Below are 23,718 nucleotides of genomic sequence, written 5' to 3' on the forward strand. Positions count from 1 at the left end.
TTAATTTTGCATTTTATTAATCCCCAATGGCCGGTATCTACATTCATATTCCCTTTTGCAAACAAGCCTGCCATTACTGCGATTTTCATTTTAGCACTTCGCAAAAGTACCGTACCGAAATTGTACAGTCGCTGGCTAAAGAGATAGGCCTGCAAAAAGATTATCTCAGCCGCGCCCCTATCGAAACCATTTATTTTGGCGGAGGCACGCCCTCGGTGCTTGATGCAGATGAGATCAGCTTTTTGCTTGATACCATTGGCCACAACCACAGCGTAAGCAAAGATGCCGAGATTACCCTCGAGGCAAACCCAGACGACCTGAGCCGCGAAAAAGTTCAGGCTTTACGCCAAACTGCTATCAACCGGTTCAGCATCGGCATACAATCGTTTTTTGGTGAAGATTTGGCCTGGATGAACCGGGCGCATCGGGCAAACGAAGCAGATGCATCAGTAAAGCGGGTGCAGGATGCAGGGTTTGAAAACATTACCACCGACCTGATATATGGCTATCCTCTGCTTAGCGATGCCAAATGGGAACAAAACATGAGCCGCATGTTTGAGCTGGAGGTTCCGCATATATCGGCCTATAGTATGACGGTTGAGCCGCGTACCGCACTTGCCGCCCAGATCAAGAAAAAGCAAAGCCCACCTGTAAACGACAGCCAAAGCGCCCAACAGTTTACGCGCCTCATGGAACGCATGCAGCAACAGGGTTTTGAACATTATGAAATATCGAACTTTGGCAAATCGGGCCATCATTCGCGCCATAACTCCAATTACTGGAAAGGTGTACCTTATGTGGGCATAGGTCCATCGGCACACTCTTACAATGGTGAAACCCGCCAATGGAACGTGGCCAATAATGCGCGTTACTTAACCGCCCTCGAAAAAAACGAGCTACCCGCCGAAGTTGAAGATCTCACACCCGAAAACCGCCTGAATGAATATATCATGACTTCGGTACGTACCATGTGGGGGCTTGATTTGGATAAATTGGAAAGTATACAAAGCGGTACCGCCCCCCTACTGCTCAAAGAAGCTCAACAGTTTTTGAACAATGGTTGGCTGTTACAAAACGGCAGCGTGCTCACCCTGTCGCAACAAGGCAAACTCTACGCCGATCATATTGCTGCCGAGATGTTCTTTTAATATCGTGCCCGTAACGAAAATTGCTGCTATATGGTTTTAATTTTGGTATAAACTTCTCACACCTACAGGTGTTTACAAGTTTCCTTAGTTTTTAAATCCGAAGTGTAGCAGGGTGCGTATCTCTTTTCAAAACACTAACACAGTTATTTATGAAAAAATTATTTTTAGCGGCATTTGCCTTTGTAAGCATGGTAACCGCAGCAAATGCACAAACAGTTATGGTAGGCGGCGCGCCCATGTATCCAACTAAAGATATTGTTGACAATGCCGTAAATTCGAAAGATCACACTATACTGGTTGCTGCTGTTAAAGCCGCCGGATTAGTAGAGACTTTAAAGTCGGCCGGTCCGTTCACCGTATTTGCTCCAACCAATGAGGCTTTTGACAAACTACCTAAAGGAACGGTAGAAACCCTGTTGAAACTAGAAAACAAAGCCACTTTAACCAAAGTACTTACCTACCATGTGGTAGCAGGTAAGTGGAGTGCTGCCGAAATTGCAGCCAAAGTTAAAGCAGGCGGCGGCAAAGCCGAACTTAAAACCGTAGCCGGCGGCACCTTAACTGCCATGGCCGATGGTAAAAAACTTTACCTGGTTGACGAAAAAGGCGGCAAATCATGGGTAACCATTGCCGATGTTTTTCAAAAAAACGGTGTAATACATGTGGTTAATACCGTATTGATGCCTAAATAAGCATCAGCTACAATATTTATTATTGAATAGCCCGGTTGCAATTAAGCCCGGGCTATATTTTTGAATTAATAGTTTGGTAACATTAATCCGGTAACTGATAAGCCTTAATTCAATACCTTCGCGACTGGATTTTTTGCAAAAATTTTGCATTACATAATTTGTCAGCCCCGCATCAAAAACAAACAAATTGGTGGTGCTATTTTTAAATTAAGTAGTTTTGTGTGTTAAATTGATGTGAATAAAATGGGTTTAATACTTACGCCAATAGATAGAGTTGACACTATTAGCAAAGAAGATTTTATAAATAACTACCTTAAACCTCGCAAACCATTGGTTATACGCAAAGCCACCGAAAGCTGGCCTGCACTACAAAAATGGACCTTTGAATACTTAAAAGAAGTAGTGGGCAATCAAACCGTGCCACTATACGATAGCTCGAAAGCCGACCCCAGCAAGGCCATAAACGCATCGGCTGCAGAAATGAAGTTTGGTGATTACATCGACCTTATTCAAAAACAACCTACTGATTTACGCATATTCCTGTTCGACCCAATCAAACATGCGCCTGCTCTGTTAGATGACTACCGCTCACCTAAAGACCTGATGGGTGGTTTTTTAGATAAGTATCCTAACATGTTTTTCGGTGGTGCAGGTTCGGTAACTTTCCTGCATTACGATATTGATTTAGCCCACATCTTCCACACCCATTTTCACGGCCGCAAGCATGTAATACTGTTTGATTACAAGTGGAAAGAGCGTTTATACCAAATTCCGTTTGCTACTTATGCGTTAGAAGACTACGACATTGAGAACCCCGATTTCAGCAAGTTCCCGGCTTTAGATGGTATAGAAGGGCAGGAAATTATACTGGAACACGGCGATACCTTATTTATGCCAACCGGCTACTGGCACTGGATGAAATATTTAGACGGCTCATTCTCCATATCGCTCCGCGCCTGGGATAAATCATGGGCTATAAAAGCCAAAAGTTTATACAACCTTACCGTACAACGCGAGTTCGACAGCTTCTTTAAAAAACGCTACAAAAAACGTTACATGGATTGGAAAGAAAAGTTGGCCTTTAAACGTGCCAATAAAGCTTTAGCTGCGGGTGAACCACGTTAGTTAGTGGGGTGAATAGTTAATTGTGATTTTCCTCTCGGCTTTACAAGAATATAATAAACATTATTCCTCCTAATACTGCAGCGCCTATCAGCTTTGGCTAAACTCTTCGGCAAACTGCCAGTAGTTATCGGTGCTATCGTATTCTTTGTTCCAAATATGTTTAAAAGTATAAACCGTACGGGCAGGGTTAAAAAAGAATGCCACTCTGCCCAGTACAACTAAAACTGCAACGCCTATACTTTTAAATATATAATGGCTAACAAAATGTGATACAATGTGCATTAGGCTGTAAGGTTAAAATTCCTTTATCAGTATTCAACTATTCACCAATCAACTACTTAACCAATCAACTCGACTACGACGAATGATCGGCCACAATTTGCCACACTCCTTTTATTTTTCTTAGCCATAGGGTAAAATAACCTTCTGGAGTATCTTTGGCACGCTTTAAATGCCAGGCACCTAAAACAAAGGCATTGCCTTTGTCCAATATATCTACTTTTAAAATATCGAAAGTGAGATAGCCCATCGCGGCCTTGTCGGGATAGCCTTTGCGGTAATTATCTAAAGTAGTTTGCCAGCCATACTTGGGGCCGCTTTTGCCTACAAACAGTAACGAATCTGATTTCCAGTAGCTTTGCATGAAAGTTTCGAGGTCGCCCTTGTTCCAGGCTTGTCGTTGGGTTTCGAGCACATGGAGGATGGCTTGTTTATCCTGTGCAAAGGCAAAAGCAGTTGTTAGGATGAGCAAAAATACAATTAGACACTTTTTCATACCCTAAAGTAAACAATTGCATCCTGAATTTTCTTGTAGCTTTACAGTTTAATCTGCTAAAATTTATGAGCAAAAAGGTATTATGCTTCGGCGAGGTTTTGTGGGATACATTTGAAGACGGTAAACAAGTAGGCGGGGCGCCGCTCAATGTAGCACGCCATCTAATACAGCAAGGTGCCAATGCCATAATGGTAAGCCGGGTAGGTGTTGATGAACCGGGCAATGAACTACTGAGTGTGCTTACCGAAAACAACCTCGACCTGACACTTATACAACAGGACAAGCACTTACCCACCTGCGAAGTGACCGTTGAACTTGATGCCGGTGGGCACGCCACTTACATTATTCCCCAACCCGTATCATGGGACAATATACAACCAACCGACGAACTGCTGCAAAACATAGAACAGGCCGAAGCTATTGTATTTGGCAGCCTGGCCTGCCGCGAGGTAGAAACACGTACTACATTGCTGAATTTGCTGAGCGAATACACAATACCGATGAGGATATTTGATGTGAACCTGCGTGCGCCACATTTTGAACAGGATACCATTGAAACATTAGCAGCCTTATGCAATGTTATAAAAATGAACGAAGATGAAGCCCACATGCTTATACATGGCAGCGCCCCCGTGCGCGAAAAGATGGTGGAGTTCCATAAGAAATTTCATACCCAAACTATATGCGTTACCCGCGGCGAAAACGGAGCCATCATTTGGCACGATGAAGAATTTTACGAACACCCGGGATTCAGGGTAGATGTTGTTGACACCGTTGGCGCAGGTGATTCGTTTTTAGCAACACTGATTGCGGGTTTACTAACCGGACAACCGATTCCGTTTACCTTAGAAAAAGCCTGCAAAGTGGGCGGTTTTGTAGCCAGCCAACGTGGAGCTAACCCTACTTATCCAGGTTATTTACAATCCTAACATAAAAAAAGCATTGGTAAATTATTCCAATGCTTTTTTGCTCAGGCAATGAGCAACTATTTTTCTATCAAACAAACAGCATAAGCCACAACACCTTCTTCGCGGCCTATAAAGCCCATTTGTTCGTTTGTGGTGGCTTTGATGGATATATCTTCTTCGCTAATACCAGCAGCTTGGGCAATATTAGTTTTCATGGCCGGAATGTGCGGATTGATTTTAGGAGCTTCGAGGCATATCATCGCATCTATATTGCCTACGCTCCAGCCCTTTTCTTTCAACAATTCAATTACGTGCTGCAATAATATTAAACTGCTTATGCCGCGCCAGCGCTCATCCTGGTTAGAAAAATGATAACCAATATCGCGCAGGTTGGCTGCGCCCAGCAAGGCATCGCAAATGGCGTGCACCATAACATCAGCATCCGAATGCCCAAAAGCTCCTGAATGGTGCGGAAGGGTTACTCCTCCCATTACAAACGGATGCCCTTCTTTCATCTGGTGAACATCAAACCCGAAACCTACACGTATTTTACTCAAAATATACTCCTTTTTCCGCCAAAGTTAGCAATCACCGTAAAACGTAACGTATTGGCTAATGCACTTTTTTGTTGCGTACCCACCAGGTATGATAAATCGATGTTAAACTTATCGTATTTAAAGCCTGTACCTAAGGTGGCGTATTGCCGGTTTCCTTTAGAGGGGTTTTCATAAAAATAACCGGCCCTTAAAAAAAACTGCTTATTGTAAGCATACTCGGCACCGGCTGCATAGCTTAATTCTTTCAATTCTTCACTAAAGCCACCGGGTGCATCGGCAAACGAGCCAAACACCCCGGCCGGCACAGACCGGTTATCATCGTACCCACTGGTAATTTGTCCGTTGGCATTGCGTATGGGTGGTGTAGGCACCATCAGTTTATTTATATCGAGCGTTAAGGTAAACTGGTTGGTGTTATCTAAAAACCAGGTATCGGCCACGCCAATGCGCATATTGGCAGGCAAAAAATAGCTGGCACCGTTATCAGTGTAACTCATTTTTGTACCGATGTTTGAAAAATTAGCACCAAAGGTTAGCAAGGCATCCTTACCAAATTGTGTACCCGGCTTTTGGTAATAAGCCGAAACATCGGCCGCTATGGCATTACCTGCTTTGGTTTGCAGGCCGTTTACTACCGCCCCGTTGGTTAAGCCGGAGTGGATATACCTAAGTGATAAACCCAGCGAAAAATTTTGCCCGAACTTGCGCGAAAATGAGCCGTCTATAGAAAACTCATTTGGCGTATAAGTACCCTGGTCGGCCTGCGAACCATCTATCAGTTGTATTTTTCCGAGGTTAAAATATCGTAAAGATAAGCCTATGGCATTGCGGCTATCCAACAAATGGGCATAGCTTAAATATGCCAGGTTCACATCTGAAATTAGGTTACGCAACCAGGGGCTGTATGATAATGAAACATTATCCTTATCCTCAATAAAAGCCAGTTTTGATGGGTTCCAGTAATTAGCATTCGCATCGGCACTTAATGCTACCCCGGCATCGCCCATAGCTCCCGAGCGCGAATCGGGCGCAATGGTTAAAAATGGAACAGCAGTATTTATACCGTTCGAGCTACTTCCGTTGGTATTAGTATTGGTATTATTTGTTTGTGCAATAAGCGCTGCAGGCAACAAAAAAAAGGATATGGATAAAGCGTAAAGCTTAGTCATTTTCATCACCACAAATTAGCTGTAATTTTTTGAAATAAACTATGAGTCATGGTATTTAAGTATGATAAAATATTGACTGTGCCGAAAAGATATTTTTAAACCTATGTAACTTATCATCGTGCAATACGTACAAAAGCTCAAATAATCCCCTTCTCCTTATCCCATATTATAACATATTACTGTTAATAGATTTTTTGTAGTTTTACTAAATCCAATTTGTTAAAAAACATGATTAAGCGTTTTACTAAATCTGCCTTACTGTTAGGATGTGTGGGATTGTTATTAGGCAGTTGCAGTAATCCAATGAGGTCACAAAAAACCGGCATTGTTTATAATAATAAGGACAATGGTGGTTATATGCGCTTTAAACAAACCCACCCTGCACCGGGCCCCGGCCTGGTAGCTATTGAGGGCGGTACGTTTGTGTGGGGTGGCAGCGCCGATCAGGATGTGGCATACGAGTACAACAACGTACGCCGCCGCATAACCGTAGGTTCGTTTTACATGGACGAAACCGAGGTGTCTAACCAGGATTGGCTCGACTATTTACACTACATCAGCATTACTTTTCCGGGCGATAGGGAGCTTTATTACAATGCCACTCCTGATACATTGGTATGGCGCAGGCCATTATCATACAACGAACCGTACGTTGACAACTATTTAAGGCACCCGGCCTTTCAGGATTACCCGGTTGTGGGCGTAACCTGGGATCAAGCTAAAGAATACTGCGTTTTTCGTACCAACCAAATGAACGAAAACATTTTACGTGAAAGCGGCCGGTTGGCCAGTTGGAAAGATGCATCGGGCAATGGAGGTGCAGGTACTGCTGCTGCAAGCGGCAAAGCGAGTGCTACCGAACCATTTGATACCGAAATATATTTGAACGGGCAAATTAAAGGCCAGGGCATTGACGGCAAAAAAATGATGCCTGATATGAACCCATTGGCTAAACCAGGCACCGGCGGCAAACCAACCCGCACCGTTCGCATGGAAGACGGTATATTAAAGCCGAGCTTCCGTTTACCATCAGAAGCCGAATGGGAATATGCTGCCATGGGCTTAGCGGGTAATACGCAATACGAAAACATTGAAGACGGTAAAATTTATCCGTGGAATGGCATGGGTGTTCGTTCGCCTAAAAAACGTACCCGCGGTATGATTATGGCCAACTTTAAACGTGGTGCAGGTGATAACATGGGTGTAGCCGGTTCATTAAACGACAAGGCCGATATTACCGCACCAGTGCGCTCGTTTGAGCCTAACGATTTTGGCTTGTACAACATGGCCGGTAACGTTAACGAGTGGACCGGCGATACTTATCGCCAGATGACTTTTGAAGACGCCGACGACTTTAACCCTTTCCGCGGTAATGAGTGGACCAACAAAAAACTGGCCGACCCTGAAAAAGGCTTGTACGCCAAAGATAAATACGGCCGCCCTATAAGAGAGGCTGCAAAATCGAACAAAAAACTATCATGGGCCGAGTTTACAGCGCAACAGCAAGGTGGCAACAGCGTTACCCCGCCGGCTACTAATGCTGCTGGTACAACTGCTGCCATTGCAGCATCGGGCAAACCGTTTAAACATGATCAACGAGGCGCAGCCGATTCGACCGATAACAGCCTTTATGGGGTAACTACATTGGTAAACGACCGCTCAAAGGTTTATAAAGGTGGCTCATGGAATGACCGCGCTATGTGGCTAAACCCTGCTACCCGCCGTTTTATGGATCAAGGTGAGGCCAGTGCCGAAGTAGGTTTCCGTTGTGCCATGACTATGGTTGGCGCTCCCGAAATTAATCCTAACGGTAAATCACACTTTAGCGTGAAGAAACCTAAAAACTACAATCCTAAGAAATAAAGAATATTTTTAATAGAAAGCCTGCTACACCTTAGCAGGCTTTTTTACGTTATAAGCGCACCGGATTTGTTTAAATAATGGTATAGTTGTATATATGCCTTTACATCCTTACCCACATGAACAACTCAGTCAATAAAATTCTGAAAATTATTGCTTTGGCAATAGTTGCATTTCTTTTAATTGATACGGTTTCGAAAATTGATATTTCATCGTCGAAGAATGACCTTCTCTTATTTAAAAAGAAAAAGGAAATAGATGCTTTAGAAGATGCAACCGAAGTAAAATATAAAGCTAAAGACACGCTTGACACCGTTCGCCGTAAACAGGAAGATGATTCAACGGCAGCAATAATTAACATGAACCTGTTAATTATATTGGTATGCATACAAGTTTATTTGAACTATTACGGCAATAATTCAAACAAAGCACAACAGCCAGATTAGTTAGTTTTTCAGCTTCTTTTTCAAACTGCGGATAATTGAACGCCTTATGTTCCAGGTACGTTCAAACTTAACTTTGGAGTACTTGCCATACGTTTTTTTCCAGAAAGGCGTATTATACGATGCCCAAACTTTATAGCCAAAATGCACTAACGAACCAGAAATATCCCATGGTTTGGGCGAACCCACAAAATGCAAAATGGCCTTTTCTGAGTTTTCGGGGCGTTGACTGGCCGGGTACCATGGCACATTATAAATATCAGGCAATATTGCGAATTGGCCTTTAATGTATAAATTAAGTAAGGTTTGATCGTGCGAACGTAAAAGTATGCCGTGTTCTTTAGTCAACTCATCAATTGCTGTATCAATGTCCAGTTCATTCCAGCGCTTAATATTGAACAGCACTACACCCGAGTTAAAGTACGGCGTTTCCGGGTCCCAGCCCTGGTTTTCTATAAAGAAATCTTTCTCTAAACACCATTTCACAGCAGAGCCGTGTACAGCGGCATAAGGCTTATCGCCAAAATCAAAATTTTCGAGCGTTAAAACATCAGATAATATTATAAGATCGGCATCAAGGTACAGGGCAGTATCGCTTTTAACAGTACGCGGAATTAGTAACCTGCCATAAGCCGTCCAGTCGCCTTGTAAGGAGAGCAAATGACCAAAAATGGCTTTAGCGTCAAAATATACAAACTCCGGCTTTTGTGTATATCCTTCGCCAACAAGTAGTTTTAAGATATTCTCCTGATCACCTGGTTCAAAATCGGTATATATAAACCAAAGTTTTAGTTTTTGAGGAGCTGAGCAATTTCTGATTAATGAGGTTAAGGTTGGCCCCATGCCCTCCAATCCGAGGTGATTGATGTTAAATACAATATCCATGTTATTGTCGTGATATATTAGCCAGGGTACAAATTATTAGTTAATCTGCATCCTAGAAAGCACAATCCTCTCACAAAGCTTAAATAACATTGCGCACAGACTAATTACCAAAGATTATAAATAATATTTAAAATAATTGCACCAAACGGGAATTTATTTTGCAAAACTCTTAACAAATATTCCATTATTCACCTTCTCATAAACAAAAAAAGGCATACAACTATATGCTGTATGCCTTTAATAATACATTATCTAGCAATTACTCGTTTTTAACAGATGCTTGAAATATAACTTTGTAACTCGTGCTTGAGCCCTCGTTGTACAATTGAAGTGAAACATCGGCCGTATCCCAAGGCTGATTTTTCATGGCTGTTGCAAAAGGTGCAAAAGCTGTTGTATTAGCCTGAAAGCCTTTATAATCTGCGGCCTTAAAATTCAACACACCATATTGAACAACATTATCAGTGCTATCAATTGTTTTGTAAACATAACGCTCAAAGTACACGTGGGTGTATCCAATTAGTGTGGGCGGTAAAAACAATTCGTAATAAGCATCGGTAGGTAAAGCTGCTACGGCAAAGCTAATACCATAGTTACTATCGTGCACAAACAAGTTAGTTTTCCAGTTATCGGCCAGTTTACCCGTAGGCCCTACAAAGGTGCTGCTGTTTGCGGTATTTAAAGCCGTTTCAAAACGGTACATTCTTGATTTGGTGTATACCTTGATATTAGTGCTCCAGGTGCCGGTATAAACCCCATTTAATGATATGGTGTAGAAGGTGCCACCCTTAGTTGCCTTTTTACGTATGGTAGAAGTTCCGCTGCTCAATACCGCTACAACTGAATCGGTGGTGTTAATGTCAATACTCGTTCTTGGAAAGGCAATAACCACCTGGTTTTGGTTATCAGAGCCATTTCCTGTGCCGGTTGTTGGGTTGGGAGGTGTTACATCATCGCCACCGTTGCTATACGTTCGGCATGATGAAATGGCGGCAATAACCGTAACAGCTAAAACTATGAATTTCAATTGGGTAAATATTTTCATACTTTGTACTTCGTCTAAAATTATGCCATATTATTGGGTAAGAGCGTATTGCACCAGGTTAGCACCCATGCGCAAAGCCTTTAGCCGTGTCTCCTGGCTATCGCCGGCGTAGGTGCCCAAATCTTCCCAACCATTGCCTAAATCGCATTCTACGTCGTAAAAACACACTAAACGACCATTGTAAATTAAGCCGTACCCTTGCGGGCGCTTACTGTCATGCTCATGAATTTTGGGTAAACCATTTGGAAAATCAAATTTTTGATGATAAATAGGATGGTTCAGCGGCAGCTCTACAAAATCCAATTCGGGGAAAATTTTCTTCATTTGGGGGCGTATAAATTTATCCAACCCATAGTTATCGCATATATGCAAAAAGCCGCCCCCTGTAAGGTATTTACGCAGGTTCCGCACATCCTGATCGGAGAAGATCACATTGCCATGCCCGGTCATAAAAATAAACGGGTAGTGAAATATTTCGGCGCTCCCTGCTTCTACCGTCTCATCCTCTGCCCTGAAGTTTGTTTTAAGGTTTTGATTACAGAATCTGATAAGGTTGGGCAATGCGGTACGGTCGGCATACCAATCGCCGCCGCCGTTGTATTTGAGGCGGGCTAAGGTATAAGTTGGCACCGGGGCATAACTGCTTAACACCATGCTAAACATCAGCAGTGTTAAAACAGTCTTTTTTACATTAAATTCTATCCCGTAAAACCTCATATTTCCTCAAAAACCTTTTATTATTACGCGTTATTACTCGGTTTATCTTTACTGTTCAATCAGGTGTTCAATTTAATGGGGTAAACACTTTGAACACTGACACAATCCTGTCACCATCTTATCTCAGCAAGTGGTATTTAGCTCCTTGCAATCAAGTTTAAGTAATTACTATCTATTCAAAAAATTCACTTCAAAACAAGCTTCTAAAGCCGCTGTTTCGGTGCGAAGCCTGCTGTCGCCTAAAGTTATGGGTTTAAAGCCATTGTGCAAAGCATCAGCTATCTCTTTTTCGGTAAAGTCGCCCTCGGGCCCAATTAAAATCAGGCACCTGCCTTTTAATTGCAATTGCGAAGCCAGGCTTACCTTATCCTCACCGGGCAAACAGTGGGCTATAAATTTTTGTCCATCAAACGCTGCCGAAAGCAACTTGCTTAAAGGCTGCATGGCATTTAACTGCGGGTGGTAAGCCTTTAACGACTGCTTAACAGCCGAGGTAATGATCTTATCCAAGCGTTCAACCTTAGCCTCTTTACGCTCCGAGCGCTGGCATTGTATCAATGATATTTCATCTATACCAATCTCCGTAGCTTTTTCTAAAAACCACTCCAGCCGCTCAATATTTTTGGTTGGAGCAACGGCTATATTCAGGTAATGGTTGCGCTTCCCGTATTCCTCTTTTACCTCGGTAATGGCCAGCAATGTTTTCTTAGGATGCGCATCCATAATGCGGGCGGTGTAAAAGCCGCCACGGCCGTCAACCAGTTGTATATGATCATCGGGCTGAAGACGCAATACGCGTATGGCATGCTTGCTTTCCTCCTCGCTCAGCATGTAGTGCGTTGCGTTGGGGGCTATATCAGGGGTATAAAAAATGTGCATGCTTTGTAATTTACAATACTCCAAAAATAGCAAACGCGGAAGATAAGCCGATCGCTTTTCTTTCCGCGTTTGAATATTAGTTTATGAAAAGATTAGTGATCGTCTTTCATATCTTCTTCGTTGATCAGCAGTTCTAACTTAACCGATTCAATGTTTTGTTCAGATTTGCGCAGTACGGTAATGTTATAGCCATTTGCTTCGCGCTGTTCGCCAACATCAGGTATCTTACCAAATATTTCGCTTACCCAACCCGATACCGTATCAAAGTCGCCATCCTCAGGTAGATCATGTGGCAAGGCTTCGTTTACGTCGTAAATAGATGCTACGGCGTTTACAATAAATTCACGGTCGTTTACCTTTTCAACAATTGGCTTTTCCTCGTCAAACTCATCCTGTATCTCTCCTACCAATTCCTCTACAATATCTTCGAGGGTAACCATACCTGCTGTACCACCAAACTCATCAAGCACAATAGCTATCTGAATACGGCGTAGCTTCAGCTCGGCCATCAACTCGTTGATTTTTTTGGTTTCGGGGATGAAGTAAGGCTTGCGAATTATATTCTTCAGCTCAAATTCTTCCTTACGGGCCAATAAAGGCAAAATGTCTTTAGCGTGTACAATGCCTACAATCTTGTCTAACGAATCATCGTAAACAGGCATACGTGAGTATCCTTCGGTAACCAGGCAATCTAATACTTCAGGCGGAGTGCTATCCATCTCTATGCCCGAAATTTTAGTACGGGGCACCATGATATTTTTCACCACACGCTCATTAAAATCAAAAACGTTTTTAATAAGTTCGTGCTCGTTGGAGTCCAGCGCGCCGCTTTCTTTTCCTTGCTCAAGCAAGTATTGTAATTCTTCGGATGAATGGTGAGATTCTTCGCCGTGTACGGCAACTACACCAAACAACTTTAAGATAAAATTGGCAAAGCTATTGAGTAACCATATGGCCGGGCGAAACACCACAAAAAAGAAACGCATGGGGTATGATACCGCCAGCGTAGTGCGTACCGACCGTTGTATGGCCAATGATTTAGGCGCCAGTTCGCCAAATACGATGTGCAAAATGGTGATGGTAACAAAGGCTACCACATGACTTATATTGATAATAAGAGGGGAAGTGATTACCAGGCCAAACATTGAAAATGTTTTAAGCATGATATTAGATACCACACTCTCGCCGGCCCAGCCCAAACCCAGCGAAGCAATGGTTATACCCAGCTGCGTGGCAGCCAGGTATCCATCTAAGTTGTGCATTATGCCCCGGGCAACTTTGGCCATGCTGCTGCCGGCCTTTGCCTGTATTTCAATTTGCGAACCGCGTACACGCACCATGGCGAATTCGGCGGCTACAAAAAAACCATTTAACAATACCAAAAATATGGTAAGGAATATATGAAAACCGTTTATGTCAATCGTCTCGGGGTCCATTTATAGAGTTATTGGTTCGAACGGAAAGTAGAATTATACAATTCTAAACTTTCTTGAATTACCTTAAGCGCATAAGGTTTGCCCATTAAGTGCTCAATGGTCACGTTTTTGCCTTCCAGCTTTTTGTAATCCTGGAAGAAGCGAACGATCTCTTTCATAGCATGCGGTGGCAATTCATTAAGGTCGTTAATGTAGTTGACCGACATATCATTTTTAGCAACAGCAATAATTTTATCGTCTTGCTCGCCGTTATCAACCATGTGCATTACGCCAATTACTTTAGCTTCGATCAGCGACATCGGGAATACGTCAACCGAACATAAAACCAAAATATCAAGCGGATCTTTATCATCGCAATAAGTTTGCGGAATGAATCCATAATTGGCCGGATACATTACGGATGAAAATAATACGCGATCAAGTTTTAATAAGCCTGAATCTTTGTCGATTTCGTATTTGGCTTTTGAACCTTTAGGAATTTCAATAATAGCATTAACAACTTCGGGAAGATCTTCGCCCGGAGTTACCTGATGCCAGGGGTGCTGTGTACTCATGTGTAGAATTAGTGTGAATATTGAATAAATTAATGTTCGTCGTTTTTGTTTTCGCCTTTTCCGCGTTTTACAAAGGCAATAATAAGCGGTATACTTGTTACTACTATTAATGCAATTACAATATACTGTAAATAGTTTTTAATTTGTGGATATTTTATACCTAAAAAATACCCGAGTAACGTTAATGTGCATACCCAGGCAATACTACCTACAAAATTATATAAAGTAAACTTTTTAAAGTCAACCTTAACCACACCTGCAAAAATAGGTGCAAAAGTTCTGATGATGGGAAAAAACCGGCCTAACACGAGCGCCATACCACCATATTTCTGGTAAAACTCGCGGGCCAGGGTAATGTGCTTCTTCTTAAAAAAAAGCGTGTCTTTTCTGTTCTCCATAAGCGGCCCGGTGCGGAAACCAAACCAGTAACCGGTATAGTTACCCAATACCCCAGCTGCAATTAATGACAGTACAAGTGTATACACGGGTACATCCAACAGGCCGGTTGCACAAAACAATCCTGCCATAAACAGCAGGTAGTCTCCCGGAAGAAAGAATCCGAAGAACAGCCCTGTTTCGGCATATACCACGATCAGCAAAAGGTAGAAACCGCCCTTACTGATGATGGATTGTGCGTCCGTTAGATTTTGGAGATGCTCCCAGAAATTTTCCATTCACAATATTTGTAAAGCTACAAATATTATAACAATTGCTAAATGTTATATGTAAGGTTGTGAATTATTGCAGGATAAATACCAATTACCAGCGTAACAACGGCTGAAAAGCCTAAAACGAACTGGTAATAACCCGGTACCGTAAGCTCCTCATGCTCGGCATTACGGAAATACATGGCAATAATAACGCGGAAATAGTAGAAGATGCTCACGATAGCATTGATGACCGCAATGATTACCAGCCATAAATGGAAGCGACTCAAGGCTCCGCTAAACATAAAGAATTTACCAATAAAGCCAGCCGTTAACGGAATGCCCGCCAGCGATAACATAGCAATAGTTAAGGTAGCCGCCAGGAAAGGGTTGCGTTTGTGCAAGCCGTTAAAGCTCTCAAAACTATCGCTGCCCAATTGCTGCTGAACCAATATCAATACGCCAAAGGCCACGATAGAGGCTACAGAATAAGCAGTAGCATACATGAATATTGCATTGCCCGAAGCGGCGCTTAAAGCTACAACGGCAAACAACATATAACCGGCATGTGATATGCTCGAAAAAGCCAGCATGCGCTTAAAGCCGTGCTGATACAGCGCGGTAAGGTTACCCACAAACAAAGTTATAATGGTTATTACCAACAGTGTTGGCATCCAAAACTCGGCCACCGGCGCAAAGCAAACGCTAAACAAGCGTAAAAATGCGGCAAAGCCGGCAGTTTTTACAACGGTAGACATAAACGCGGTAATTAACGTAGGCGAACCTTCGTATACGTCGGGCGTCCAGAAGTGGAACGGTGCTGCACCTACTTTAAAGCACAGGCCTACGATAATAAGGACGATACCTGTGTGAAACAATGGATCGATACCACGAGGGTGCTGAACTGCCCAATTGCGAATAGCTTCGAGGCCGAACGAATGGGTTGCACCGTAAATTAGGGTGATGCCAAACAGCAGAAAGCCGGTTGAAAAGGCACCCATCAGGAAGTACTTCAACGCAGCCTCGTTAGAGGCAAAGTTCTTTTTATCAATACCCGCTAATATGTATAAGCTAACCGACATGATCTCGATACCGATGAACAGCATAGTAAGGTTATAGTACGATACCATTACAATAATACCGGCCAGCGCAAAAAGGATAATAGCAATATATTCGGCCACATGATCACTGATGCGCTCAAAGTAGCCTTTCGATAACATGAGTATGAGTAAAGTTGATACGATAGCCGTTACCGAAAATGCCACCGAAAAATTATTAAACAGCATCATATCATGAAGTATGGGTACTGCCCCGTTATTCCACTGCCATACAGCCGATACTATAGCCGCCAGTAAACCGGCAATAGTAACCGGAAGCAGTAACTTATTAGCCTTAAACAGGCCAATGTACAGCAACACAATGGGTAATATGGCTATGATAATTAATGTGGTCATTTTATATCTCGAATTCGAATCTCCAATAAATTAGTTGTCAGTCACCGGTTTTCAGTTATCGGTACTATCTCTTTTAATTTTTATGTATTAAAGCGGCGCTTATCTTAGCGTTCACTTCGTTCATCAGTTGTGTTACCGATGACTCGGTAAGGTGCAGTATGGGTTGAGGGTAAACACCTATGGCAATTACCAATACGCAAATGATACCCAAAATGAGTTTCTCGCCTGCGGTAATATCGGTAAAGGTTGCGGTAAGCGTATTAGTTTCTCCCTGCATAATGTTTTTGTAAGCACGAAGCATGTAAACCGCGCCCTGTATAATGGTTAAGCCCGCCACAATGCCCATCCACATATCGTAACGGTAAACACCGTTCAATAATAAAAACTCACCAATAAAGCCGTTGGTTAAGGGTAACCCTACCGAACCCAATACGATGATGAGGAATGCAATAGCCAACTGAGGTGCAATTTTTGCAATACCGCCCAACTGGTCAATATCACGGGTTTTAAGCTGACGCTCAATAATATCCAGCACAAAGAAAATACCTACCACCTCTAAACCGTGGTTAAGCATCTGTATCATGGCACCTTGCAGGCCTTGTATAGTCCAGGCCAGTAAACCGGCGGCTATTAAACCTACGTGCGCAATTGATGAGTAAGCTATTAAACGCTTGCTGTCTTTAACCCTGAATGCAATGATCGAGGCGTAAACAATACCGGCAATGGCTAACCAAAGCGGATTGTTTTGCCACTCGTAAAAACCTACAGGAGCAATAGGTATCATCCAGCGGATGGCGCCATAAATACCCATTTTTAGCATTATACCTGATAACAACATGGTACCGGCGGCAGGTGCTTCGGTATATGTATCGGGCTGCCAGGTATGCAGCGGGAAAATCGGCATCTTGATAGCAAAAGCTAACAGGAAAGCGGCAAAAACCCACGACTGCTGTGTATTATTAAGCTTTAGCGCGTAAAATTTGTAAAGGTCGAAGCTATGCTCGGGAGTTTGCAGGTACAGGTAAATTAATGCTAACAGCATGAACAGTGATCCGGCAAATGTATAAATGAAGAATTTTAGCGTAACCTTAACCCGGTTTTCGCCGCCCCACATGCCGCATATAAAGTAAATAGGTATAAGCGCAACTTCCCACCCCACGTAAAACATAAAGCCGTCTAACGCGGTAAATACCAACATTAAGCCAAACTGCATAAACATAATAAGCGCGTAAAACGCCGATGGATTATTGTACTCGCGTTTAAAGGTTGTGCCGATTATAAGCGGTATCAAACCCACAGTTAATATAACCGGGATGATGTTAATGCCATCCAACGCCGCTGTAAAATATATGCCCAGTTTAGGCATCCACGCTGCATCAAACACAAATTGAGGCCCGCTTACATTGGTTTGAAACTGGGAGATAATGTAAATACCCAAAGCCAGCTCAACCAGCGATAATGCAAGGGCAACCGATTTTACAGCATTGCCTTTTATAAATAAAAGCGCCAGGGCTGCCAGTAAGGGTAAAAAAAGTAAAATACTAACCGTCATTTTATATGCAGTAAACGCTTGTTTTAAAACTTAATTAAACTGTATATGAGCACACCAATAATGCCAATAACCATCATAAACAGGTAAAAACCTACATTACCGGTTTGTAGCAGGCGCAAGCCTTTGCCAGCTTCGCAAGGTGCCTGGCTAAGGCCGTTCACTATTCCATCAATGCCTAATTTGTCAATTACTTTAAAGAAAAAGTCTGACAGGAAATCTAATGGCTTACGGATAATGGTATCATAAATTTCATCGATATAAAACTTATTGTACGATAGCCTAACCAGCGCAGGGCGTTCTTCGGTATCGGCCACCGGTATATCGGCTTGTTTTACATATTTAACGTAAGCATAAATCAACGCAATAACCGCTACACCTACCGAAATACCCATCAACATATACTCAGTATTATGAGCAATAAACATTTTACCGGTTAACGCTGACGATTTGCTCATCACAGGTTCAAGCCAATGCTCTAACCAATGGTGACCGCCCAACGCCTCGGGCACACCTATAAAACCGCCAACGGTTGATAGGATAGCCAATACGATTAACGGAATAGTCATACTTGGCGGCGACTCGTGCAAATGGTGTTCCTGCTCATGCGTTCCGCGGAATTTGCCCCAGAAAGTGAGGAACATCAATCGGAACATATAAAATGAGGTAAACATAGCACCCAGCACACCTAATATGTATAATACACGGTTGTGCATATAAGCATGCGCTAATATTTCGTCTTTAGAAAAGAAACCTGCAAAAATAGGAAGGCCTGCAATGGCAAAGGTGCCAATGAGCATGGTAATGAACGTTACCGGCAATTTGCCTCTCAAGCCGCCCATGTTGCGCATATCCTGCTCGCCGCTTACCGCGTGTATAACCGAACCGGCACCCAGGAACAATAACGCTTTAAAGAACGCATGGGTTAACACGTGGAAAAAAGCACCTGTATAAGAACCAACGCCCAAGGCCAAAAACATATACCCCAATTGAGATACGGTTGAGTAGGCCAATACCTTTTTAATATCAGTTTGGGTAAGTGCAATTATAGCAGCCAGTAATAAAGTAGCCACACCAATAATGGCAATTACATGCTGTGTTACCGGGGCCAGGGTGAATAAGATGTTCGAACGGGCAATCATGTATATACCCGCGGTAACCATGGTAGCCGCGTGTATTAACGCCGAAACCGGGGTTGGGCCGGCCATTGCATCGGGCAGCCATGTAAACAATGGTATTTGTGCCGATTTACCGGTAGCGCCCACAAACAGCAATAAGGTGATAAGCATGATCGTACTATCGCCGCTTTTCATATTTGCGGCATGGCTAAATACGCTGGCATACTCAATGCTGCCGAACGCCTTCATGATAACGAATACGCCGATGAGAAAACCTAAGTCGCCTATGCGGTTCATTACGAAGGCTTTTTTGGCGGCATCGGCATAAGCTGCATTGCCATACCAAAACCCAATGAGCAGGTATGAGCATAAGCCCACGCCTTCCCAGCCTATAAACATGATGATATAGTTTGAACCCAAAACCAATAGCAACATAAAGAACACGAACAGGTTGAGGTACGCAAAAAACTTACCGAAACCTTCATCGTGGCTCATGTAGCCTATAGAGTATAAATGAATTAAAAAGCCAATACCGGTGATGATGAGCAGCATAATGGAACTCAACTGATCGACCAGGAAGGCAAACGGAATATGCAGATCACCAACCTTAACCCAATCGAACAGGGTAACATTGATAGGTGCGCCGGTTGATTTTACCTGTAAAAATGCGCCAACACTTAAAGCAAATGATAACAAAACCATCAAACTGGCCAAACCGCCAATGATGCTTTTAGGTAAGGTATTACGGCCCAATCCGTTAATTACGAATCCTGCCAACGGCAGCAGCGGAATAAGCCAGAGGTATTTATCCATGTTCTTAGTACATTATTTTATGGAGCGGGGAGCGAGGATGGGAGAGCGATTTGTTAACCTCGCTCCTTCATCTTCGCTCCTCGCTCCTACTTTACCATTTTAATCTGTTCAATATATCTACGTCGATAGAGTTGGTATTGCGGTGTATCATTACGATGATGGCCAGGCCTATAGCTATTTCGGCAGCGGCCAGCGCCATGATGAAGAACACGAACACCTGCCCGTTAGGATCGTTGCCATACACCGAAAAAACGGTAAGCAACAGGTTAACGGCATTCAGCATCAGCTCAACCGACATAAATACCACAATGGCGTTACGGCGTATCAACACACCAATTACACCTATCGAAAATATAATTGCGCTTAACAGTATATAATGGTTAAGCGGAACGACCTTTACAGTTTCAAAAAAACTTTCCATTATACAGTAGTAGCTTTAGGTTTACCTTCTTTAGTTGCCAGCAATACAGCGCCCACCATGGCCGATAACAGCAGGATAGACGATACCTCGAACGGCAGTAAAAATTCATTAAATAATACCTTACCCAGGTTTTGCACCGAGCCAAGGTTTACATCTCTCAGTACCACCGGGTTTGATTTTGCTGTTAGTTTGATGGCTCCTACCAGGGTTACCAGCAGTACGCCGCCACCTATTATGCCTGCCAGTTTTACATAAATGCTTTTGGTTGGCTCGGTATCCTTATTCAAATTCAGCATCATGAGCACAAACAGAAATAGCACGAGTATAGCCCCCATGTAAACAATAAAGTTTACCACGGCCAAAAACTGGGCATTCAAAATAATGTAATGAATGGTGAACGTAAAAAACGTAATAATGAGGTACAGCACACTATGCACCGGGTTTTTGGCAAAAATAACCAGCAGTGAAAACAGTATGGACAAGAATGCGATAAAGTAAAATACACTCATAGCTCGATATACAGAAAAATACCCTTGCCGGTTAAATTGGTTGCCGCCAAAGGTATCATTCTTTTTTTATTGGTTTAAAGGCGGCTCAACTAATTTGTCTTTGCCGTATATAAAGTCTTTACGTAAAAAATCGGTTGGTACAATGTCACCGTCCAGGTATATAGCTTCTTTGGGGCAGGCTTCTTCGCACAAACCGCAAAAAATACATCGTAACATGTTAATTTCGTAAACTGCTGCATATTTTTCTTCACGGTACAGGTTTTCCTCACCTTTCTGGCGCTCGGCGGCAGTCATGGTAATGGCTTCGGCCGGACACGACAGGGCGCAAAGGCCGCATGCAGTACAACGTTCTTTACCGTTTTCATCGCGCTTTAGCGAGTGCATACCACGGAAATTCTCCGAAAACTCCCGTTTTTGTTCAGGATAACGAATGGTTACATCGCCACCGGCAAACACATTTTTTACAAAGTGTTTCATGGTAATGCTCAAACCCTGGGTTATGGCAGGCAGGTAAGCACGCTCCCAAAAGTTGAGCGGCTTAACTTCTAATACTTTTCGCTTTTTACTTAATGGTTCCATGTATAGGGTTAAGCAAATTTCTCAATTAATGTAGCAATTACACCGGTTAACACAATGTTGGCAATAGCCAGTGGTATTAACGTTTTCCAGCCCAGGTGCATCAGCTGGTCATAACGGAAACGCGGGATAGTCCAGCGGATCCACATGAAGAAAAAGATAAAGGCAAATATTTTGGCAAACAGCACCGCTACACCAATTAAAGGTGCAATAGTTGGGCCTGCATGCGCCGCCACCCAATCCATACCCGGGTAGTTATAGCCGCCCCAATACAGGGTAGCCATTACTGCCGATGATACGAACATGTTGATGTATTCGGCAAACAGGTAAAAGCCCAGTTTCATGGACGAATATTCGGTATGGTAACCACCTACCAGCTCAGTTTCACATTCAGGTAAATCGAACGGGCTACGGTTGGTTTCGGCAAAGGCACATACGATGAATATCAAAAAGCCAAGCGGCTGATAAAGCACGTTCCAGTGCCAGCCATGCTGTTGTTCTACAATTTCTTTTAAGCTTAGGGTACCGGTAAGCATCAGCAGGGCAATAATGGATAAACCCATCGAAATTTCGTAGCTGATATTTTGCGATGCTGCGCGGATAGCGCCTAATAAAGAGTATTTGTTATTAGATGCCCAGCCACCGATCATGATACCATATACCCCCAGCGATACCACGCCGAAGATGTATAAAATTCCCACGTTAATATCGGTAACCTGCAGATCGATAACACGACCCGCAATTTGCATTTGAGGGCCCCAAGGTATAACTGCCGAACCTATACAGGCCGTCATGATAGCCAGCGACGGACCTACAATGAACAAAAAGCCGCTTGCGCGGGTAGGAATAATTTCCTCTTTCATGAACATTTTGGCACCATCGGCCATGGGCTGTAATATACCAAACGGACCGGCACGGTTAGGGCCTACCCTATCCTGCAAAAACGCCGCAACCTTACGCTCGGCATAGGTAGAGTACATGGCTACTACGAGGCTTATGGCAAAAATTACCACCACAAGCACCAATTTAATTAATAAGTCAGCAGTCTCCATTATAGTCTTGTCTCCCGTTCAAATTGTTCTTTATTAGCTTCGAGTAAAACCGGGTTGGTTTTAACTACCGGCAATGGCCTTAAAGTATCATAATGGTTTGAGCTGATAACCGATTGGTTTGATACCTTGCGCGGCCCCTCAATAACCCAGTCGGCAGTTTTCTTTTTATCAAAGCGGCAGGTATTGCAGATGAATTCCTCCACTTCGCCATACTGGTCTTTACGGGCAGTAACGCGTATAACGTCTTCTCCTTTGTACCAAAGAGTTACTTTTCCGCTGCATTTCTCGTGCTCACAATCGCGGTGTGCTTCTACCGGTTTGGTAAACCAAACGCGGTTTTTAAAGCGGAAAGTTTTATCGGTTAACGCTCCTACCGGACAAACGTCAATTACGTTGCCCGAAAAATCGTTATCAACTGCTTTTTGGATGTAGGTAGAAATTTCGGCATGATCGCCACGGTTTAGTACGCCGTGTACGCGTTGCTCGGTTATCTGGTCGGCCGTAAAAACGCAGCGGTAGCATAAAATACAACGGGTCATGTGCAGTTGTATCTTATCACCAATATCTATTTTCTCGAAAGTACGGCGGTCAAATTCGTAGCGGGTTTTGGCGGCACCGTGCTCGTAACCTAAGTCTTGCAGGTGGCATTCACCAGCCTGATCGCACACTGGGCAATCCAGCGGGTGGTTGATGAGCAGCATTTCTACAATGCCTTTACGTGCTTCAATAACCTCGGGCGAGGTTATGTTTTGCACCTCCATACCATCCATAACACCGGTACGGCATGAGGCTACCAGCTTAGGCATCGGGCGCGGGTCTTTTTCAGAGCCTTTTGTTACCTTAACCAAACAGGTACGGCATTTACCGCCGCTGCCTTCCAGCTTAGAGTAATAGCACATAGCCGGCGGAACAATATCGCCTCCTATCTGCCTTGCAGCATTCAGAATAGATGTGCCGGGTTCAACATCAATGCTAATTCCGTCGATAGTTACTTTCATTAACCTTATCTCTAATATAAGCGAGGTAATCGCCGTTTATAATCTTTATATATGATGGATGCAGTTCATTTATAAACACATACACCCAACAATTTATCTTTCTTTGGTTACCAAGCTTCACCGTTTTTAAAACGCGGTTGTACTCGTCACCTTCGTACTCATCAAGTACCGTAAACACCGCTTGCACATTGTTTACGCGGTATACCTCGCCTACAATAGTATCGGTTGCATCAGCAACTTCAACAAGGCCGGGGTATTGCCCTAAATCATACAGCTGGCCCAATATCGAGCCGTTGCCTTCAAAATGAAGATGCTCCTGCACGCTGCGCATTACCCCGGCATCAAAGTGCTTTAACAAGGTGCCGTATACAAATATGTAATCCATACT

The 23,718-nt window shown here is 43.2% G+C and carries 26 protein-coding genes; 6 read left to right on the plus strand and 20 right to left on the minus strand.

Annotated features, from left to right (window positions below; translation table 11 throughout):
- The first annotated feature begins 26 nt into the window (after positions 1–26).
- The 3 genes from hemW to QE417_RS09475 all read left to right on the plus strand — a co-directional run bounded on the left by hemW (position 27) and on the right by QE417_RS09475 (position 2,965).
- Entirely contained in the window at positions 27–1,148 is a 1,122-nt protein-coding gene (gene hemW / locus QE417_RS09465) for a radical SAM family heme chaperone HemW (RefSeq protein ID WP_311949517.1), read from the plus strand.
- Positions 1,149–1,297: 149 nt separating this feature from the next.
- The gene (locus tag QE417_RS09470; RefSeq protein WP_311949518.1) at positions 1,298–1,840 is read left to right on the plus strand and encodes a fasciclin domain-containing protein; all 543 of its coding nucleotides are present in this window, start codon (positions 1,298–1,300) and stop codon (positions 1,838–1,840) included.
- A gap of 243 nt (positions 1,841–2,083) precedes the next feature.
- Complete coding sequence (locus QE417_RS09475) at positions 2,084–2,965, plus strand: cupin-like domain-containing protein (protein ID WP_311949519.1); 882 nt, start codon at positions 2,084–2,086, stop codon at positions 2,963–2,965.
- An 87-nt stretch (positions 2,966–3,052) separates the two neighbouring features.
- Here the strand turns inward: QE417_RS09475 and QE417_RS09480 are convergent, their stop codons facing one another.
- Together QE417_RS09480 and QE417_RS09485 are read right to left on the minus strand one after the other, a co-directional pair.
- Positions 3,053–3,247: a hypothetical protein gene (locus QE417_RS09480; RefSeq protein ID WP_311949520.1), complete on the minus strand. Its 195-nt coding sequence runs from the start codon at positions 3,245–3,247 to the stop codon at positions 3,053–3,055.
- A 73-nt stretch (positions 3,248–3,320) separates the two neighbouring features.
- Positions 3,321–3,740, minus strand: a complete 420-nt coding sequence (locus tag QE417_RS09485) for a YybH family protein (RefSeq protein ID WP_311949521.1) — start codon at positions 3,738–3,740, stop codon at positions 3,321–3,323.
- Positions 3,741–3,805: 65 nt separating this feature from the next.
- Between QE417_RS09485 and QE417_RS09490 the strand changes: the two genes are divergently transcribed.
- Positions 3,806–4,669 carry a carbohydrate kinase family protein gene (locus QE417_RS09490; protein WP_311949522.1) on the plus strand — a complete coding sequence of 288 codons (864 nt, stop codon included), beginning with the start codon at positions 3,806–3,808 and terminating at the stop codon, positions 4,667–4,669.
- A 56-nt stretch (positions 4,670–4,725) separates the two neighbouring features.
- Here the strand turns inward: QE417_RS09490 and ispF are convergent, their stop codons facing one another.
- On the minus strand, positions 4,726–5,205 hold the full coding sequence (gene ispF / locus QE417_RS09495; protein WP_311949523.1) for a 2-C-methyl-D-erythritol 2,4-cyclodiphosphate synthase: 480 nt from the start codon (positions 5,203–5,205) through the stop codon (positions 4,726–4,728).
- On the minus strand, positions 5,202–6,380 hold the full coding sequence (gene porV, locus QE417_RS09500) for a type IX secretion system outer membrane channel protein PorV (RefSeq protein ID WP_311949524.1): 1,179 nt from the start codon (positions 6,378–6,380) through the stop codon (positions 5,202–5,204). The genes ispF and porV overlap by 4 nt, the downstream gene beginning before the upstream one ends.
- 222 nt (positions 6,381–6,602) lie before the next feature.
- Here porV and QE417_RS09505 point away from each other — a divergent pair, with 222 nt between their 5' ends.
- On the plus strand, positions 6,603–8,237 hold the full coding sequence (locus QE417_RS09505; RefSeq protein WP_446670064.1) for an SUMF1/EgtB/PvdO family nonheme iron enzyme: 1,635 nt from the start codon (positions 6,603–6,605) through the stop codon (positions 8,235–8,237).
- 116 nt (positions 8,238–8,353) lie between these two features.
- A complete protein-coding gene (locus QE417_RS09510; protein ID WP_311949526.1) occupies positions 8,354–8,680 on the plus strand; it encodes a hypothetical protein in 327 nt (108 codons plus the stop codon).
- On the opposite strand, the gene QE417_RS09515 is transcribed toward QE417_RS09510, so the two are convergent.
- The 16 genes from QE417_RS09515 to QE417_RS09590 all read right to left on the minus strand — a co-directional run bounded on the left by QE417_RS09515 (position 8,681) and on the right by QE417_RS09590 (position 23,715).
- Positions 8,681–9,562 carry a glycosyltransferase family 8 protein gene (locus QE417_RS09515; RefSeq protein WP_311949527.1) on the minus strand — a complete coding sequence of 294 codons (882 nt, stop codon included), beginning with the start codon at positions 9,560–9,562 and terminating at the stop codon, positions 8,681–8,683.
- 259 nt (positions 9,563–9,821) lie between these two features.
- Complete coding sequence (locus QE417_RS09520; protein ID WP_311949529.1) at positions 9,822–10,607, minus strand: hypothetical protein; 786 nt, start codon at positions 10,605–10,607, stop codon at positions 9,822–9,824.
- A 30-nt stretch (positions 10,608–10,637) separates the two neighbouring features.
- A complete protein-coding gene (locus QE417_RS09525) occupies positions 10,638–11,270 on the minus strand; it encodes a DUF4159 domain-containing protein (RefSeq protein ID WP_311954638.1) in 633 nt (210 codons plus the stop codon).
- A 222-nt stretch (positions 11,271–11,492) separates the two neighbouring features.
- Positions 11,493–12,203, minus strand: a complete 711-nt coding sequence (locus QE417_RS09530) for a 16S rRNA (uracil(1498)-N(3))-methyltransferase (protein ID WP_311949530.1) — start codon at positions 12,201–12,203, stop codon at positions 11,493–11,495.
- A 92-nt stretch (positions 12,204–12,295) separates the two neighbouring features.
- Positions 12,296–13,639, minus strand: coding sequence for a hemolysin family protein (locus tag QE417_RS09535; protein ID WP_311949531.1), 1,344 nt, complete (start codon positions 13,637–13,639; stop codon positions 12,296–12,298).
- Between the two features lie 8 nt (positions 13,640–13,647).
- On the minus strand, positions 13,648–14,193 hold the full coding sequence (locus tag QE417_RS09540) for an inorganic diphosphatase (RefSeq protein ID WP_311949532.1): 546 nt from the start codon (positions 14,191–14,193) through the stop codon (positions 13,648–13,650).
- A gap of 29 nt (positions 14,194–14,222) precedes the next feature.
- Positions 14,223–14,867 (minus strand): DedA family protein, encoded by a 645-nt coding sequence (locus tag QE417_RS09545; RefSeq protein WP_311949533.1) that lies wholly within the window; start codon positions 14,865–14,867, stop codon positions 14,223–14,225.
- A gap of 38 nt (positions 14,868–14,905) precedes the next feature.
- Positions 14,906–16,294, minus strand: a complete 1,389-nt coding sequence (locus QE417_RS09550) for an NADH-quinone oxidoreductase subunit N (protein WP_311949534.1) — start codon at positions 16,292–16,294, stop codon at positions 14,906–14,908.
- Between the two features lie 73 nt (positions 16,295–16,367).
- The gene (locus QE417_RS09555; RefSeq protein ID WP_311949535.1) at positions 16,368–17,846 is read right to left on the minus strand and encodes a complex I subunit 4 family protein; all 1,479 of its coding nucleotides are present in this window, start codon (positions 17,844–17,846) and stop codon (positions 16,368–16,370) included.
- Positions 17,847–17,869: 23 nt separating this feature from the next.
- Positions 17,870–19,774, minus strand: coding sequence for an NADH-quinone oxidoreductase subunit L (gene nuoL, locus QE417_RS09560; RefSeq protein WP_311949536.1), 1,905 nt, complete (start codon positions 19,772–19,774; stop codon positions 17,870–17,872).
- Between the two features lie 91 nt (positions 19,775–19,865).
- Positions 19,866–20,195 carry an NADH-quinone oxidoreductase subunit NuoK gene (gene nuoK / locus QE417_RS09565; protein WP_311949537.1) on the minus strand — a complete coding sequence of 110 codons (330 nt, stop codon included), beginning with the start codon at positions 20,193–20,195 and terminating at the stop codon, positions 19,866–19,868.
- Positions 20,195–20,704 carry an NADH-quinone oxidoreductase subunit J family protein gene (locus QE417_RS09570; RefSeq protein ID WP_311949538.1) on the minus strand — a complete coding sequence of 170 codons (510 nt, stop codon included), beginning with the start codon at positions 20,702–20,704 and terminating at the stop codon, positions 20,195–20,197. Before QE417_RS09570 ends, nuoK begins: the two co-directional genes overlap by 1 nt.
- A 66-nt stretch (positions 20,705–20,770) precedes the next feature.
- Positions 20,771–21,283 carry a NuoI/complex I 23 kDa subunit family protein gene (locus QE417_RS09575; RefSeq protein ID WP_311949539.1) on the minus strand — a complete coding sequence of 171 codons (513 nt, stop codon included), beginning with the start codon at positions 21,281–21,283 and terminating at the stop codon, positions 20,771–20,773.
- Positions 21,284–21,291: 8 nt separating this feature from the next.
- Positions 21,292–22,332 (minus strand): NADH-quinone oxidoreductase subunit NuoH, encoded by a 1,041-nt coding sequence (nuoH, locus tag QE417_RS09580; protein WP_311949540.1) that lies wholly within the window; start codon positions 22,330–22,332, stop codon positions 21,292–21,294.
- Positions 22,332–23,330 (minus strand): 2Fe-2S iron-sulfur cluster-binding protein, encoded by a 999-nt coding sequence (locus QE417_RS09585; RefSeq protein WP_311949541.1) that lies wholly within the window; start codon positions 23,328–23,330, stop codon positions 22,332–22,334. Before QE417_RS09585 ends, nuoH begins: the two co-directional genes overlap by 1 nt.
- Complete coding sequence (locus tag QE417_RS09590; protein ID WP_311949542.1) at positions 23,305–23,715, minus strand: gamma-glutamylcyclotransferase family protein; 411 nt, start codon at positions 23,713–23,715, stop codon at positions 23,305–23,307. The genes QE417_RS09585 and QE417_RS09590 overlap by 26 nt, the downstream gene beginning before the upstream one ends.
- Positions 23,716–23,718: the final 3 nt, after the last annotated feature.

Source organism: Mucilaginibacter terrae (assembly GCF_031951985.1).
In the GTDB taxonomy this organism is placed as follows: Bacteria; Bacteroidota; Bacteroidia; order Sphingobacteriales; family Sphingobacteriaceae; genus Mucilaginibacter; species Mucilaginibacter terrae_A.

What these genes read in the sequence shown, in the direction of transcription:
- QE417_RS09570 (WP_311949538.1), bottom strand. Translation starts at nt 20,704, where the DNA reads ATGAGTGTATTTTACTTTATCGCATTCTTGTCCATACTGTTTTCACTG.
- QE417_RS09535 (WP_311949531.1), bottom strand. Translation starts at nt 13,639, where the DNA reads ATGGACCCCGAGACGATTGACATAAACGGTTTTCATATATTCCTTACC.
- QE417_RS09470 (WP_311949518.1), top strand. Translation starts at nt 1,298, where the DNA reads ATGAAAAAATTATTTTTAGCGGCATTTGCCTTTGTAAGCATGGTAACC.
- QE417_RS09585 (WP_311949541.1), bottom strand. Translation starts at nt 23,330, where the DNA reads ATGAAAGTAACTATCGACGGAATTAGCATTGATGTTGAACCCGGCACA.
- QE417_RS09505 (WP_446670064.1), top strand. Translation starts at nt 6,603, where the DNA reads ATGATTAAGCGTTTTACTAAATCTGCCTTACTGTTAGGATGTGTGGGA.
- nuoK (WP_311949537.1), bottom strand. Translation starts at nt 20,195, where the DNA reads ATGGAAAGTTTTTTTGAAACTGTAAAGGTCGTTCCGCTTAACCATTAT.
- nuoH (WP_311949540.1), bottom strand. Translation starts at nt 22,332, where the DNA reads ATGGAGACTGCTGACTTATTAATTAAATTGGTGCTTGTGGTGGTAATT.
- QE417_RS09490 (WP_311949522.1), top strand. Translation starts at nt 3,806, where the DNA reads ATGAGCAAAAAGGTATTATGCTTCGGCGAGGTTTTGTGGGATACATTT.
- QE417_RS09510 (WP_311949526.1), top strand. Translation starts at nt 8,354, where the DNA reads ATGAACAACTCAGTCAATAAAATTCTGAAAATTATTGCTTTGGCAATA.
- QE417_RS09515 (WP_311949527.1), bottom strand. Translation starts at nt 9,562, where the DNA reads ATGGATATTGTATTTAACATCAATCACCTCGGATTGGAGGGCATGGGG.
- QE417_RS09480 (WP_311949520.1), bottom strand. Translation starts at nt 3,247, where the DNA reads ATGCACATTGTATCACATTTTGTTAGCCATTATATATTTAAAAGTATA.
- QE417_RS09530 (WP_311949530.1), bottom strand. Translation starts at nt 12,203, where the DNA reads ATGCACATTTTTTATACCCCTGATATAGCCCCCAACGCAACGCACTAC.
- porV (WP_311949524.1), bottom strand. Translation starts at nt 6,380, where the DNA reads ATGAAAATGACTAAGCTTTACGCTTTATCCATATCCTTTTTTTTGTTG.
- QE417_RS09540 (WP_311949532.1), bottom strand. Translation starts at nt 14,193, where the DNA reads ATGAGTACACAGCACCCCTGGCATCAGGTAACTCCGGGCGAAGATCTT.
- QE417_RS09550 (WP_311949534.1), bottom strand. Translation starts at nt 16,294, where the DNA reads ATGACCACATTAATTATCATAGCCATATTACCCATTGTGTTGCTGTAC.
- nuoL (WP_311949536.1), bottom strand. Translation starts at nt 19,774, where the DNA reads ATGGATAAATACCTCTGGCTTATTCCGCTGCTGCCGTTGGCAGGATTC.
- QE417_RS09475 (WP_311949519.1), top strand. Translation starts at nt 2,084, where the DNA reads ATGGGTTTAATACTTACGCCAATAGATAGAGTTGACACTATTAGCAAA.
- QE417_RS09575 (WP_311949539.1), bottom strand. Translation starts at nt 21,283, where the DNA reads ATGGAACCATTAAGTAAAAAGCGAAAAGTATTAGAAGTTAAGCCGCTC.
- QE417_RS09485 (WP_311949521.1), bottom strand. Translation starts at nt 3,740, where the DNA reads ATGAAAAAGTGTCTAATTGTATTTTTGCTCATCCTAACAACTGCTTTT.
- QE417_RS09520 (WP_311949529.1), bottom strand. Translation starts at nt 10,607, where the DNA reads ATGAAAATATTTACCCAATTGAAATTCATAGTTTTAGCTGTTACGGTT.
- QE417_RS09590 (WP_311949542.1), bottom strand. Translation starts at nt 23,715, where the DNA reads ATGGATTACATATTTGTATACGGCACCTTGTTAAAGCACTTTGATGCC.
- QE417_RS09525 (WP_311954638.1), bottom strand. Translation starts at nt 11,270, where the DNA reads ATGTTTAGCATGGTGTTAAGCAGTTATGCCCCGGTGCCAACTTATACC.
- QE417_RS09545 (WP_311949533.1), bottom strand. Translation starts at nt 14,867, where the DNA reads ATGGAAAATTTCTGGGAGCATCTCCAAAATCTAACGGACGCACAATCC.
- QE417_RS09555 (WP_311949535.1), bottom strand. Translation starts at nt 17,846, where the DNA reads ATGACGGTTAGTATTTTACTTTTTTTACCCTTACTGGCAGCCCTGGCG.
- hemW (WP_311949517.1), top strand. Translation starts at nt 27, where the DNA reads ATGGCCGGTATCTACATTCATATTCCCTTTTGCAAACAAGCCTGCCAT.